At 62.9% G+C, this 12,764-nt stretch carries 13 protein-coding genes; 9 read left to right on the top strand and 4 right to left on the bottom strand.

The annotated features are described in order from the left end of the window. Positions 1-31 precede the first annotated feature (31 nt). Complete coding sequence (locus BLU88_RS13190) at positions 32-490, bottom strand: NUDIX hydrolase (RefSeq protein ID WP_092014758.1); 459 nt, start codon at positions 488-490, stop codon at positions 32-34. Between the two features lie 74 nt (positions 491-564). Between BLU88_RS13190 and BLU88_RS13185 the strand changes: the two genes are divergently transcribed. The 6 genes from BLU88_RS13185 to BLU88_RS13160 all read left to right on the top strand — a co-directional run bounded on the left by BLU88_RS13185 (position 565) and on the right by BLU88_RS13160 (position 5,908). After that, on the top strand, positions 565-1,353 hold the full coding sequence (locus BLU88_RS13185) for an alpha/beta fold hydrolase (protein ID WP_092014755.1): 789 nt from the start codon (positions 565-567) through the stop codon (positions 1,351-1,353). 73 nt (positions 1,354-1,426) lie between these two features. Then, complete coding sequence (locus BLU88_RS13180; protein WP_092014752.1) at positions 1,427-2,335, top strand: sulfurtransferase; 909 nt, start codon at positions 1,427-1,429, stop codon at positions 2,333-2,335. Beyond that, positions 2,335-2,817, top strand: coding sequence for a SufE family protein (locus BLU88_RS13175; RefSeq protein WP_092014749.1), 483 nt, complete (start codon positions 2,335-2,337; stop codon positions 2,815-2,817). Before BLU88_RS13180 ends, BLU88_RS13175 begins: the two co-directional genes overlap by 1 nt. 96 nt (positions 2,818-2,913) lie before the next feature. After that, on the top strand, positions 2,914-3,981 hold the full coding sequence (locus BLU88_RS13170; RefSeq protein ID WP_092014745.1) for an iron chelate uptake ABC transporter family permease subunit: 1,068 nt from the start codon (positions 2,914-2,916) through the stop codon (positions 3,979-3,981). A gap of 86 nt (positions 3,982-4,067) precedes the next feature. Beyond that, positions 4,068-5,081 (top strand): FecCD family ABC transporter permease, encoded by a 1,014-nt coding sequence (locus BLU88_RS13165; protein WP_092017482.1) that lies wholly within the window; start codon positions 4,068-4,070, stop codon positions 5,079-5,081. Then, positions 5,078-5,908, top strand: coding sequence for an ABC transporter ATP-binding protein (locus BLU88_RS13160; protein WP_092014742.1), 831 nt, complete (start codon positions 5,078-5,080; stop codon positions 5,906-5,908). The genes BLU88_RS13165 and BLU88_RS13160 overlap by 4 nt, the downstream gene beginning before the upstream one ends. An 87-nt stretch (positions 5,909-5,995) precedes the next feature. On the opposite strand, the gene BLU88_RS13155 is transcribed toward BLU88_RS13160, so the two are convergent. The 3 genes from BLU88_RS13155 to BLU88_RS13145 are packed head-to-tail and all read right to left on the bottom strand — an operon-like array spanning position 5,996 to position 7,764. Next, on the bottom strand, positions 5,996-6,967 hold the full coding sequence (locus BLU88_RS13155) for a DUF808 domain-containing protein (RefSeq protein ID WP_092014739.1): 972 nt from the start codon (positions 6,965-6,967) through the stop codon (positions 5,996-5,998). After that, positions 6,968-7,288, bottom strand: a complete 321-nt coding sequence (locus BLU88_RS13150; RefSeq protein ID WP_092014736.1) for an META domain-containing protein — start codon at positions 7,286-7,288, stop codon at positions 6,968-6,970. Further along, complete coding sequence (locus BLU88_RS13145; RefSeq protein ID WP_092014732.1) at positions 7,285-7,764, bottom strand: META domain-containing protein; 480 nt, start codon at positions 7,762-7,764, stop codon at positions 7,285-7,287. The genes BLU88_RS13150 and BLU88_RS13145 overlap by 4 nt, the downstream gene beginning before the upstream one ends. Positions 7,765-8,010: 246 nt before the next feature. Between BLU88_RS13145 and BLU88_RS13140 the strand changes: the two genes are divergently transcribed. The 3 genes from BLU88_RS13140 (at position 8,011) to BLU88_RS13130 (ending at position 12,740) form a co-directional block, all read left to right on the top strand. Further along, entirely contained in the window at positions 8,011-9,942 is a 1,932-nt protein-coding gene (locus BLU88_RS13140; protein ID WP_092014729.1) for a S1 family peptidase, read from the top strand. A gap of 266 nt (positions 9,943-10,208) precedes the next feature. After that, the gene (locus BLU88_RS13135) at positions 10,209-12,416 is read left to right on the top strand and encodes a S1 family peptidase (RefSeq protein ID WP_092014726.1); all 2,208 of its coding nucleotides are present in this window, start codon (positions 10,209-10,211) and stop codon (positions 12,414-12,416) included. A 108-nt stretch (positions 12,417-12,524) separates the two neighbouring features. Continuing rightward, positions 12,525-12,740, top strand: coding sequence for a hypothetical protein (locus BLU88_RS13130; protein WP_092014723.1), 216 nt, complete (start codon positions 12,525-12,527; stop codon positions 12,738-12,740). Positions 12,741-12,764 lie beyond the last annotated feature (24 nt).

Here is a 12,764-nt window from a genome sequence, read left to right as displayed (position 1 = left end):
ACTGCGCCGCCGTGCAGAACACACGTAGAACTCATACAGCGGCACGCCATGCATCTAGACCGAGGTCGATGATGCGGGCGTGGCGCACATTCGGCAGGGATCCGATCGGCAGCCATTCCGCTCGGTCCGTCGTCCCGTCGACCTCGAGGGTGCCCAAGGTGCCGCCGGTGATTCGAGCCTCATAGACGACGCGGGCTCCCTTGAAAGGGCGAGAGGTCGAATCGCCGAAGGCCGGATTGCGACGTGATTCCGTGAAGGAATGGGTGGTCAGGGGACGGACCAGTTCGGCATCGAATCCGGTCTCCTCCTTGATCTCCCGGATCGTGCCTGCTTCGATGCTCTCGTCGAATTCGATTCCGCCGCCGGGCAGCGTCCAGATCGCGTGCAGGCGGTCCTTCCCTCCGTTGAACCAGCTGAGGAGGATTTCGTCGTCGTCATTGACGATGACCGCGTAACCGGCAAGTCGAGTGTCATATTCGGAGAAGTGCATGACCTCACCCTACCCGCGTGAGAACCGCCGAGTGCGATGGTCAGTTCGCGAGGTCGACCGGATAGGCTGGTGACGTGACCATCATCAACAGCACTCGCATCGGGGATTCCGGTCGCCAGGTCGTCTTCCTGCACGGACTGTTCGGCCGGGGAAAGAACTTCACCCGCATCGCCAAGGACATCGAGCCCGAATTCTCCAGCCTGCTGGTCGACCTGCCCAACCACGGTGAGTCCGAATGGACCGAGACTTTCGACTACGTCTACCTCGCCGATGCCGTTGCGGCCCATATCGCCGAGGCGGTCGACTCCGACGACCAACCCGTGCATCTGGTCGGTCATTCCCTGGGTGGGAAGGTCGCTATGGTGCTCGCCCTGCGCCATCCGGAACTCGTCGACCGTCTCGTCGTCGTGGATATCGGCCCCAACGCCGGCGGCTCCACCGGAGTCTTCGAGCATCTGCTCTCCAGCCTCGCCGCCCTCGACCTCGACCGGATCGAATCGCGCACAGAGGCCGATGCGGCTCTGACCGAGCCGATCCCCGAGGCAGCGATCAGGGGATTCCTGCTGCAGAACCTGCGCCCCACCTCGGCGGGGTATTCCTGGCAGCCCAACCTCGCGCTGCTGCATGCGAGCCTCGACGTCATCGGAGACTTCCCGGATACGGGCGACGCCGTCTTCGACCATCGCGTCCTCTGGGTCGCCGGTGAGAGATCGGACTACGTCGACCGTGACGATCTGCCGCAGATGCGCCGCCTGTTCCCGCGCACTGCACTCCTCACTGTCAAAGGGGCGGGGCACTGGGTGCATTCCGAGAAGCCGCGTGAATTCGTCTCAGCACTGACGGCATTCCTCAGCCGCCCCTGAAAAGGAATATGCTGAACGCGCTCGACGTTGCCACAGCGAGCACAATTGGTCTCAAACCCTCAAGGAGGAATGCGTGAGCACTTCGATCCCGGCCGATCCTGCAGAGAAGTTCGCCGAATACGCGGACGGAACCCGACTGGTCAGCACCGACTGGGTGGCTGATCATGCCGGCGATCCCGGACTCGTCATCGTCGAAAGCGATGAAGACGTGCTGCTCTACGAAACCGGGCACATTCCCGGAGCGGTCAAGGTCGATTGGCACACTGAACTCAACGATCCCGTCACCCGCGACTACGTCGACGGCGAGGGATTCGCTGCGCTCATGTCCGCCAAGGGCATTTCCCGCGAGGACACCATCGTCATCTACGGGGACAAGTCGAACTGGTGGGCCGCCTACGCGCTGTGGGTCTTCACCCTCTTCGGCCACGAGGACGTCCGCCTCATGGACGGCGGTCGCGCGAAGTGGCAGGACGAAGGCCGCGAGCTGACCACCGAGAAGCCGAAGCCCGAACCCACCGAGTACCCCGTCGTCGAACGCGACGATTCGGTCATCCGCGCTTTCCTGCCCGAAGTTCGCAACAGCCTCGGCGATGTGCCGCTCATCGATGTGCGCAGCCCGGAGGAATACTCCGGCGAACGCACTCATATGCCCGCCTACCCGGAGGAAGGGGCGCTGCGCGGCGGCCATATTCCCGGCGCGAAGTCGATGCCCTGGGGCAAGGCCGCCAACGAAGACGGCACCTTCAAGTCAGCCGCCGAACTCAAGGAGCTCTACACCGAGCAGGCGGGACTGGGCGCCAGCGATGAGGTCATCGCCTACTGTCGGATCGGCGAACGTTCCAGCCATACCTGGTTCGTCCTCAAGCATCTGCTCGGATACGGCAACGTGCGCAACTACGACGGCTCCTGGACCGAATGGGGCAACGTCGTCGGCGTGCCGATCGTCACCGGAGCCGAGCCCGGAGAGGTGCGCGGGCGCTGATGTCCGAGACGACGCCCAAGACCGATGACCTGACGGAGGCTCTGGCGGAGATCGTCACCGATTTCGCCGAAACTCCGGCCGACGACCGCCTCCAGGTGCTGTTGGAGTTCGCGACGGAACTGCCCGACTTGCCGGAGAAGTACACGGATCACCCCGAGCTGCTCGAACCCGTTCCCGAGTGCCAGTCGCCGATCTTCCTCGTCACCGAGGTAGCCGACCCCGAGGCGGGGGAGCAGGCGAAGGTGCGTCTGCACTTCTCCGCGCCCCCGGAGGCACCGACGACGCGTGGATTCGCCGGGATCCTGCACGAAGGGCTCGACGGAGCCAGCGCCGAGGCGATTCTGTCCGTTCCGGCCGATCTGCCCCTCAGGCTGTCGATGTCGGAGATTGTCAGCCCCCTGCGACTGCGCGGAATGAGCGGAATGCTCTCGCGGATCCAGCGCCAGGTGTCCGAGAGGATCGGCAAGATCACAGCCGAGTGAGAGCTCTCTCGCTTGGCTGAGGTGGTCCGGTGAGTTACAGTGTGGTTAGCCTGCCCTTAGTCACCTGACCGCCACTTCATTCAAAGGACCACTTCGATGACCGGTTCCGCCACCTCTGCCGAGGCGAAACCGCATACCGATGCCAGTCATCCGACAGGTGGGATCCTGCGGACCCGAAGGGCGCTGGGACTCCTCACGGCGATCATTACGCTCATCGTCGTGATCGCGGCCTCTCTGGCGATCGGTGCCAGGGATATGCCTATCTCGGAAGTCCTGGGCGCCATCTTCGCGCCCAGCGGCAGCGACGATCAGCTCGTCGTCCTCGAACTGCGCCTGCCGCGGACCGTGCTCGGCATCCTCGTCGGCATGGGGTTGGGGCTGGCAGGCGGGCTCATCCAGGCCCTGACCCGCAATCCGCTGGCCGATCCGGGCATCCTCGGCGTCAATGCCGGAGCGTCACTGGCGATTGCGATCGGGGTCGCGGTCTTCGGGATCTCCTCGATCACCGGTTACATCTGGTTCGCCTTCGGTGGTGCCCTCGTCGCCACCGTAGGGGTCTATGTCATCGGGTCCGCGGGTCGCAGCCGCAGCGTCGATCCGATCCGACTGACCCTGGCCGGAGTCGCCGTTGCCGCAGTGCTCACCGGACTGACCAAAGCGATCCTGCTGACCAACGAACGTGCTTTCGACGCATTCCGGTCCTGGGACGTCGGCGCGATCGCCGGCCGTGATTTCGATACGATCACTGCGATCCTGCCGTTCATGGTCATCGGCACGGTGCTCGCATTGGCACTGTCCCACTCACTCAACGCCGTGGCCCTCGGTGACGACCTGGCCGCCAGCCTCGGCACCTCGGTCAACCGCACCAGGGTGCTCTCCATCCTCGCCGTGACCCTCCTGGCCGGAGCGGCCACGGCTGCGGCCGGTCCGATCGGATTCATCGGTCTGATGATTCCGCATATCGCACGATGGATCGTCGGTCCAGACCAGCGTTGGATCCTCGGCTACTCACTCATCCTGTCACCCATTCTGCTCCTCGCCTCGGACGTCATCGGCAGAGTCGTGATGAAACCCGGAGAACTACAGGTCGGAGTCGTCACAGCGTTCGTCGGGGCTCCGGTGCTCATTGCCCTTGTGCGACGGAAGAAGGCGAGCGGACTGTGAAATCCACCAACCTCGCGGTCCCCGACCGCAGTCTCACCGCGCACCCGCATGCCCTTCCGGGGGAGAAGGTCGACTTCGGTCGGCCGATGCTGCGCGTCTTCGGGTTCCGCATCGACATGAGGGTCGTCATCACCGCCGGAGTCATCACCCTTCTGGCGCTGGCCTGTGGTTTCGCCGGTCTCATGCTCGGCAAATTCTCGCTGACTCCGGGCGAAGTCTTCCAAGGCCTCTTCGGGGCTGCAGAGAAGCGCATCGTCAACACCGTGGTCGGCGAGTGGCGGGCACCACGCATCATCGCCGGAATCGTCCTCGGCGCCGGGCTCGGAGTCTCGGGAGCCGTGTTCCAATCGCTGACACGCAATCCTCTCGGCTCCCCGGACATCATCGGCTTCTCCACAGGCGCCTACACCGGCGGAATCGTCACGATCATCGTCTTCGGCACGAGTTTCGTCTCCACCGCGGCTGGCGCGATCATCGGCGGACTCCTCACCGCCGTGGTCGTCTACCTGCTGACCTGGAAGGGCGGGGTGCAGGGGTTCCGGCTCATCATCGTCGGAATCGCGCTGACCGCCATGCTCAATGCCTTCAACACCTGGCTGATCATGCGCGCCGATCTCGAGCTCGCGATGGCCGCTGCCACGTGGGGCGCCGGTACCCTCAACGGAATGGGCTGGTCGACGATCACTCCGGCGGCCGTGGCCACGATCGTCCTCGCACTTGCCTGCGGACTCTACTCCAGGGATCTCGGAACTCTGGAACTCGGCGATGACACGGCCAAGGCGCTGGGCGTACGCAACGAGCCCATCCGCGCCGTGCTCATCGTCATCGCCGTCGCCCTCGTCGCCGTGGTCACGGCCGCCGCGGGGCCGATCGCCTTCGTCGCCCTGGCAGCTCCGCAGATCGGACGACGGATCGCGCGGGCGCAGGGCACCAGTCTGCTGACTTCCGCTGCTGTCGGAGCACTGCTCCTTGTCGCCGCCGATCTCATCGCCCAGCATGCGTTCGGCGACATCCAACTGCCCGTCGGCGTGATCACCGTGAGCATCGGCGGCATCTACCTCATCTGGCTCCTCATCCAAGAAGCTCGAAAGGCATCATGAGCATTCCCAACGCGGCCGGCGCAGCAGCCTCGCCGCTGATCGCCGAAAACCTCGATCTGGCCTACGACCAGCGCCAGATCGTCAGCGACCTCGATGTGAGCATTCCCGACGGAAAGTTCTCCATCATCGTCGGGCCGAACGCCTGCGGCAAGTCGACCCTGCTGCGCGCACTTGCGCGCCTGCTGCCGCCGACGAAGGGCAAAGTGCTGCTCGATGGGAACAAAATCGAGAAGATGAAGACGAAGAAGATCGCTCAACGGCTGGGTCTGCTCCCGCAGTCGTCGATCGCCCCGGACGGGATCACTGTCGCCGAACTCGTTTCCCGCGGCCGCCATCCGCACCAGTCATTTCTGCGACAATGGACCGACGCCGATGAAGCCGCGGTGCTGTCGGCGCTGCGGGCGACGAACACCGAAGAGCTGTCCTCACGACTCGTCGACGAACTCTCCGGAGGCCAGCGTCAACGCGTCTGGGTGGCCATGGTGCTCGCCCAGGAGACCTCGCTCCTGCTGCTCGACGAACCGACCACCTTCCTCGACGTCGCCTACCAGATCGAGCTGCTCGACTTGTTCTCACAGCTCAACCACGAGTACGGGCACACGCTGGTCGCTGTACTCCACGACCTCAACCAAGCGTGTCGGTACGCCGACGAGATCATCGCAATGAAGGCGGGTGCCATCGTCGCTCAGGGGCCGCCGGAGGCGATCATCACAGCAGAACTCGTCAACGAAGTCTTCGGCATCGACTGCACGGTCATCGACGATCCTGTCACAGGTGCTCCGATGATCGTAGCAGGAGCACCGAAGAAGACCTTCGCCCACCGCTGACGCCCGAGCTTCGCAGATGGGGAAGGACCAGACGGCTGCCCCATTTCGCCGAGAGAGTTCTCAGGTGATGATGGACGTTGCCACAGCTTATGCGGCAGCGGTGTCCTTTGTGTCGTCCTTCTTCACGAGTGCTTTGATCCCGAAGACGATGCCGACGACGATTCCTCCCCAGATCGCACCGAGGATGAGGGAGAAGAACGTATTGACCAGCCAGCCCAGGAAGCCGCCGACGGTTGCGATCGCGGCGACGGGCTCTTCGAGGTGGTGGACGAAGCCGTAGAGGGCGTGGAAGCCGAGCTCATCGGTGCCGACGAGGATGATGTGGCCGCCGACCCACAGCATGGCGAAGGTGCCGACGACGGAGAGCAGCGCGAGCAGCTTCGGCATGGCCCCGACGAGGAACCGACCGAACTTCTGCTGCCCGGCGGACTCCTTCTTCGCCATATGCAGACCGATGTCGTCCATCTTCACGATGAGCGCGACGACACCGTAGACGCCTACGGTGATCGCCACGCCGACGACGGCGAGAATGACGGCACGACTGGTCAGGGACTCGCCGGCCACCTCGTTGAGGGCGATGACCATGATCTCGCAGCTGAGGACGAAGTCGGTGGTGATGGCCGAACGCACGACTTTCTTCTCTGCGGCCGCACCATCGGTCGACTGCTCGGCAGCCGGGGTCTCCTTTTCGTGGTGGGCAATCCACCCGAATCTTTCGAAGACCTTCTCTGCCCCCTCAAAGCAGAGGTAGGTGCCGCCGATCATGAGCAGCGGGGTGAGGAGCCAGGGCAGAAACTGGCTGAGCAGCAGAATGACCGGGAGGATGATGACGAGCTTGTTGAACAGCGACCCCAAAGCGATGCGCTGGATGATCGGGAGCTCGCGCTTCGGGTTCACCCCTTCGACGAACTTCGGCGTCACCGCCGCATCATCGACGACGACACCGGCAGCTTTGGCACCTGCCCGCGACGCACCCGCGGCGACGTCGTCGAGGCTCGCGGCCGAGAGTTTGACGAGAGCGGCAACGTCGTCGAGGAGCGCGATCAGACCCCCGGCCATTCAGCGACCGCCGAGCTTGTGTGTGGTGCCAGGCGGCTGACGGTGAAGATCGCCGAGGTGGTTCTCAGCCGCATCGAAGAGCCGCAGACGGTCACCGTCGGGTTCGACTCGCCGGGCTTTGGGAACCCAGGTGAGCATTCCGGGAGCGGCCTTGAGCGTCATGAGCGATGTTTTGACCATGAGGCCCTCGGGCTCAGCCGACCACGAGGTCACGAGGTTGTTGGCGCCATCGCTGCCGCGAAGTGAGCCATCCTCGGAGAACTCGAGGAAGGCCCGCTCGTTCGTCTCAGCCGTCCAGCGGCCGATGAGTTCCTGTGTCATTTGTCTTCCTTCTCCAGTCCGCCGATGACTTTGCCGTTGCTGTCCTTGACCTTCATGACATCGCCTTCGACCGTGGCCGTTGCGGCTTTGCTCAGCCAAGTGTCGACACCGGCACAGGCCTTCTGAGTCGACATGAACGAATCGATGGCGATCTCGTCGCCTTTGACCTTCCAACTTGTGACGATCGCGTTGCAGCCGTCCGAGCCTTTGAGCGACCCGTCGTCAGCGAATTCGAGGAACGGTTCGCCCTTCTCCGGTGAGGACCATTTCCCGGTGGGGTCCGGCTTGGACGCGTCTTCGCTGGGAGACGCGGTTTCGCTGGATTCGGCAGGGGAGGGGGAACTGGGGTTTCGTGGATCGACGCCGGTGTCACAGGCCGCCAACGGCAGTGTGAGAGCAAGGGCGGCGAGCCCGAGCGCGAGCCTTGAAGCAGGTCTGGAGACGGCTAGGGTGCGAAGCGGTGTGTGGTTCGGCATGCCCCTGATCATAACGGCACCGCTTTCGAGGCCCCTGGAAGAACACAGGACGGCTGGTGGGTCCCGACTTCTGTAAGTTGTGTTCACCTGCCACTCTGATAGTTCTTGCAATGCGTCGTGATCAAACCGTAACCTTTCATACGGTTGGAAATCTGACACCTGAAACGCGCGCCGGTCGACTATGGCGAAGCCGATTGAAGGGGTCGGGCAATCGAAGCATCGACAACGATCAAGGGAAACAACCTTATGCAGAAGAAACTCGTGCAGAGTTCGCTGGCCATCAGCGCCGCAGCCGCGCTGGGCCTGAGCGGCGCGCTCGTTGCCTCGCCGGCGATGGCTGACAACGCTCCGCAGAAGCTGGACCTCCAGAGTGAAGCTCACGTTCAGAAGGCACTGTCCGGCGTCGAAGGCGTCAACGCCTACGGCACCGAGGGCGGCGAGCTGAGCATCGGTGTTGCCAAGAAGACCGACGAGATCAAGAAGCTCGAAGAGAAGTACCAGAACATCAAGGTCACCGAGGGCATCAAGGAACTGAAGCCCTACGCAAAGAATGACCTCGTCGGCGGTGCAGGCTACCTCGTCAAGGCCGGCGAGAGCGGCGGAGCTTGCTCGACCGGTTTCTCCGGCTGGGACGGAGACGGCAAGCCCGTCGTCCTCACCGCCGGACACTGCTCGAAGATCATCAACGAGCAGACCAACGAGTTCGAAGGCGACACCATCGTCGATCAGACGGAAAAGCCCTCGATCTCTCAGGCCAACGGCGGAGAAGGCTTCCAGGCCTCCGGCAACGGCGTCATCGGCAAGTGGGGCTTCCACAAGTTCGGCGGCGACCTTCTCGAAGGTGCCGAGTCGGACAAGTGGCCGGCCCCGAGCGCATCGGACATCGACTTCGCCGTCATCAACGTCGACGAGTCGAAGTACAACGTCAAGAACGGCATCACCGACTGGACCACCGCCGACTCGGACGATCTTGCCAAGTCGACCACGGAGATTACCGAGGTCGGAGAGCACAAGGCAGGTGCAATCAGCAAGTCGGGTCGGACCACGGGTAAGACCGAGGGCGAAGTTCTGCCGCGGTCGGAATACGACTTCGACTACCAGAACGTCGGCGGCCGTTGGGTCCATGGCTTCGGCGTGACCGCTCCGATCGACAAGCCCTTCTCGCAGCCGGGCGACTCCGGTGGAGGCGTCTACCAGGGCAGCACCGCTGTGGGCGTCATCTCCGGTGGCGGCGACCTCGATGCGAACACCTCGTTCACCTGGGTCGCCGACCTGGACCATTCGCTCGAGCAGTCCGGAACGGACTTCAACCTTGAGAAGCCGGGTGAGGAGACCCCCGAGGCTCCCGCCGCGCCGAAGGCCGAAGACCAGACCATCGAGCCCAAGGGGCAGGTCAAGGGCAAGGCCGCCGCAGGTGCTGAAGTGAAGGTCGACTGGAAGCAGGCTGCTGGTGCCCAGGCAGGATCCTCGGCTGACGCGCAGGCGGCCACGGAAGGCTCGGAGACCGTCAAGGCCGACGAGGACGGAAACTTCAGCCTTGAAGGTCCGGAAGCGGAAGGCAAGTATGCCTACACCGCAACTGCTATCGTCGATGGACAGGAATCCAAGACGACCGAATTCGACGTGACCGTTGAGAAGGACGAGTCCGAGACCCCTGCTCCCGTCGAGCGTGAGATCAGCGTTGACCCCAAGGAGATCGCTGCCTCTGACTTCGTGAAGGAAGACAAGGGCGTGACGATCACGGTCAAGGGCTTCGACGAGGGTGAGAAGGTGACCCTCGAGGTCGCCAACGGTCCCGAAGGTGTCGAAGGCATCGAGCTGGATGAGACCGCGAACGAGAACGGTGCCGCCGCCTTCTCGATCTACGGCACCAGCGCTGAAAACCCCGAGGCCTACCTCGGTAAGTACGACGTCGAGGTCACCGGCGCCAACGACACCGAGGACGAGTCGGCGCTGACCGGTTCGTTCGAGGTTGTCGCTGACGAAGACGGATCCGGTGGCGGATCCGGCGGCGACGACGGCAACGCTGACGGCGGATCCGGTGACGGAAACGGTGACGGCGGTTCTGACCTGCCTCGCACCGGTGCCGAGCTGACCGGCCTCGCTGCCGGAGCCGGACTGCTCCTCGTGGGTGGAACCGCGGTCGTTCTGACCATGCGTCGCAAGAACAGCAATTGAGTGCAGTGATGCCGACTGTCTGATGGTCGGTTGAATGCTCACTGACGATGCCCCCGGTCTTCTGACCGGGGGCATCGTCTATTCGTGGCCGTCGTGCGCTGTCGGTTAGACGCAAGGCGCTTTGTACGTCTCCTGCTGTTTCGTTCATTAAGTTCACAGTTTTGAACCTACTTTTTTGGTAGTCCCTGAGTACGGCCCGTAATCTTATCGTGACTTAGGTCATCAACTTGTGACATTGATCCCTCAGAACAGAGAGACAACAACTTATGCAGAAGAAACTCGTGCAGAGTTCGCTGGCCATGGCGGCGGCTGCGGCACTGGGGCTCGGCGGAGCATTTATCGCTGGTCCCGCTGTTGCGGATACCCCGGTCATGACAGAACAGCAGGCGGTCACCGCTGCCAAGCAGGTCAGCACCGTTAACGCGTTCGGATTCGATGAAAAGACGAAGACCCTGCACCTCGGGGTTGAGAATGAGGCCGACGCCGGCTCGGCCCAGATTCAGGAACTGAAGAAGAAGTACGGAGCCGATAAGGTCGAAGTCATCACTGGCCTGAAGAAGGCTGAGCCCTACGCCAAGAACGACGCAGTGGGCGGCATGGGGTACATTTCGGACATTCCGAGCCAGCCAGGGTATGTGGGCGCTTGCTCGACCGGATTCTCTGGATGGGATGCGGCCGGAAAGCCGATTGTCTTGACTGCGGGTCATTGCGCTGAAGACACTGGACCGGGTGAGCTGGTGAAGTTGAAGGACGCTGAACTGCCTTCGACGGCTCCGGCGGTCACAGGCGATCACGAGAGCGGCGGCTACGACCCGCAGGGAATCGGTCCGCTCGGCGCGTGGGGCTACAACAAGTTTGGGGGGCCGGTGACCGATCCGGAGAACCCTGACGAGGCAGCCGACGATGACATCGACTTTGCAGTGATCAATCTTGATGACTCGAAGTACAACGTAAAGCCTGAAGTTACCGATTGGACGACCGCAAAGACGGATGATCTTTCCGGTTCCACCATCGATATCAACTCTGTCGGTGAACATTCGCCAGGAGAAATCCAGAAGTCGGGCCGCACGACAGGCCTGACAACAGGTGAGGTCGCGGCAGGCGAGCTGTGGCCGTTCGACTTCCAGATGGTCGGGGATCGTTGGGTACATGGGTTTGGAGTGACTTCGCCGGTCGGTGGAGACTTCTCGATGCCCGGCGATTCAGGCGGCGGTGTGTTCCAGGGAGATAAGGCCGTCGGAGTGATCTCTGGTGGAATTCCCGACCCGGTGACCGTTGGCGGAGAAACCTTTATGTGGGGCTGGGTCGCTGACCTGGACTACTCGCTGGAGCAGTCCGGAGCGTCGATTTCGTTCGACGACCCGAATGAAGAGCCTCCGGGCGACGATGAGGCAGAAGCTGACGCTTCGGCTGCTGCCGACGGCACGGATGCAGATGCTTCCGCCGCCGCGGACGGTGAGGACGCCGACGCCAACGCTGCCGCCGAGGGCGACGACGCAAACGCTTCCGATAGCGCTGACGCTGACGCCAAGGAAGCCGACGCTTCGTCCGCTGCAGAAGGCGACGACGCAGAAGCCTCGGCTGATGCAGACGGAGCAGAGGCAGACGCTTCCGCAGCCGCCGACGGCAAGGATGACGAGGCCGACTCCGACGCCGATGGTGACGAGAAGCCTGAAGCTCCCAAGGTCGGAGACCAGTCCGTCGCTGCAGGTGGAAAGATCACCGGCAAGGCTGCTCCGAACGCTGAAGTGAAGCTGACCTGGAAGACTGCCGGCGCGAACGCTGGTTCGGCTCAGGCTGCTCCGGCTGAAGGCACCGTGACTGTCAAGACGGATGCTGACGGTAACTTCTCCGCTGAGGCTCCGGCCGAAGCCGGCGATTACAACTACACTGCCGTTGCCACTGTCAACGGACAGACCTCCGATGCGACCCAGTTCGTCGTGACCGTCGAGGCTGAAGAAGCCCCGGCCGAGCGCAAGCTGACCATCGAACCGAAGGAGATCGCTGCTTCGGACTTCGTGAAGGAAGACAAGGGCGTTCAGATCACCGCTGAAGGCTTCGACGAGGGCGAGAAGGTCTCCCTCGAAGTTGTTGCCGGTCCTGAGAACGTCGAGGGAATCACCCTCGAAGAGACCGCCAATGCTGACGGAGTCGTCGGATTCTCGATCTACGGCACCAGCGCCTCGAACCCCGAGGCTTACCTCGGTAAGTACGACCTCGAGGTCACCGGCGCCAATGACACTGAAGACGAAGAAGCCCTCACCGGCTCCTTCCAGGTTGTTGCCGATGAAGACGGCAACGGCGGCGGCAACGATGGTGACGACAACGGCAACGATGATGGTAACGGTGACGGGGGCGGATCTGATCTGCCTCGTACCGGTGCCGAGCTGACCGGCCTGGCTGCCGGAGCCGGACTGCTCCTCGTCGGTGGAGCCGCTGTTGTTCTGACCATGCGTCGCAAGAAGAACAACTGAAACAGACTCGGAGAGTCACTCGTTGACTGACTGAGAGATAGTGCCCCTGGTCTGACGACCAGGGGCACTTTTCGTATTGATGAAAGCTTAAGCAACAGGAGTCCAGACATGAGCCTTGAAGATGATCCATTCGAGTACCAGGTCACCAAATCCGGCATCCTCCTCATTCGCCGAGGCGGCCGCACCGTCATGGAGATCGGCGGAAAGAGAGCTGCCGCGCTCATCCCCAAACTCGGCCGAGATGACGATGCCGACCAGCAGCTGTTGGCACGGGCGACAGGAAACTACCGCCACGGCAACGAACGACAGTCCGGGCGGCACTGAATCTGGCTGGACGTTCGTTCAGTC

It is taken from the genome of Brevibacterium siliguriense (genome assembly GCF_900105315.1).
Classification (GTDB): Bacteria; Actinomycetota; Actinomycetes; order Actinomycetales; family Brevibacteriaceae; genus Brevibacterium; species Brevibacterium siliguriense.
Note: the sequence above shows the minus strand (reverse complement) of the source record. Positions and strands in the feature narration are given on the sequence as shown.

Excerpts from the sequence above, each read along its gene's own strand:
- BLU88_RS13150 (WP_092014736.1), bottom strand. The coding sequence starts at position 7,288 with ATGACACAGGAACTCATCGGCCGCTGGACGGCTGAGACGAACGAGCGG.
- BLU88_RS13135 (WP_092014726.1), top strand. The coding sequence starts at position 10,209 with ATGCAGAAGAAACTCGTGCAGAGTTCGCTGGCCATGGCGGCGGCTGCG.
- BLU88_RS13145 (WP_092014732.1), bottom strand. The coding sequence starts at position 7,764 with ATGCCGAACCACACACCGCTTCGCACCCTAGCCGTCTCCAGACCTGCT.
- BLU88_RS13160 (WP_092014742.1), top strand. The coding sequence starts at position 5,078 with ATGAGCATTCCCAACGCGGCCGGCGCAGCAGCCTCGCCGCTGATCGCC.
- BLU88_RS13170 (WP_092014745.1), top strand. The coding sequence starts at position 2,914 with ATGACCGGTTCCGCCACCTCTGCCGAGGCGAAACCGCATACCGATGCC.
- BLU88_RS13130 (WP_092014723.1), top strand. The coding sequence starts at position 12,525 with ATGAGCCTTGAAGATGATCCATTCGAGTACCAGGTCACCAAATCCGGC.
- BLU88_RS13140 (WP_092014729.1), top strand. The coding sequence starts at position 8,011 with ATGCAGAAGAAACTCGTGCAGAGTTCGCTGGCCATCAGCGCCGCAGCC.
- BLU88_RS13190 (WP_092014758.1), bottom strand. The coding sequence starts at position 490 with ATGCACTTCTCCGAATATGACACTCGACTTGCCGGTTACGCGGTCATC.
- BLU88_RS13155 (WP_092014739.1), bottom strand. The coding sequence starts at position 6,967 with ATGGCCGGGGGTCTGATCGCGCTCCTCGACGACGTTGCCGCTCTCGTC.
- BLU88_RS13165 (WP_092017482.1), top strand. The coding sequence starts at position 4,068 with ATGCTGCGCGTCTTCGGGTTCCGCATCGACATGAGGGTCGTCATCACC.
- BLU88_RS13175 (WP_092014749.1), top strand. The coding sequence starts at position 2,335 with ATGTCCGAGACGACGCCCAAGACCGATGACCTGACGGAGGCTCTGGCG.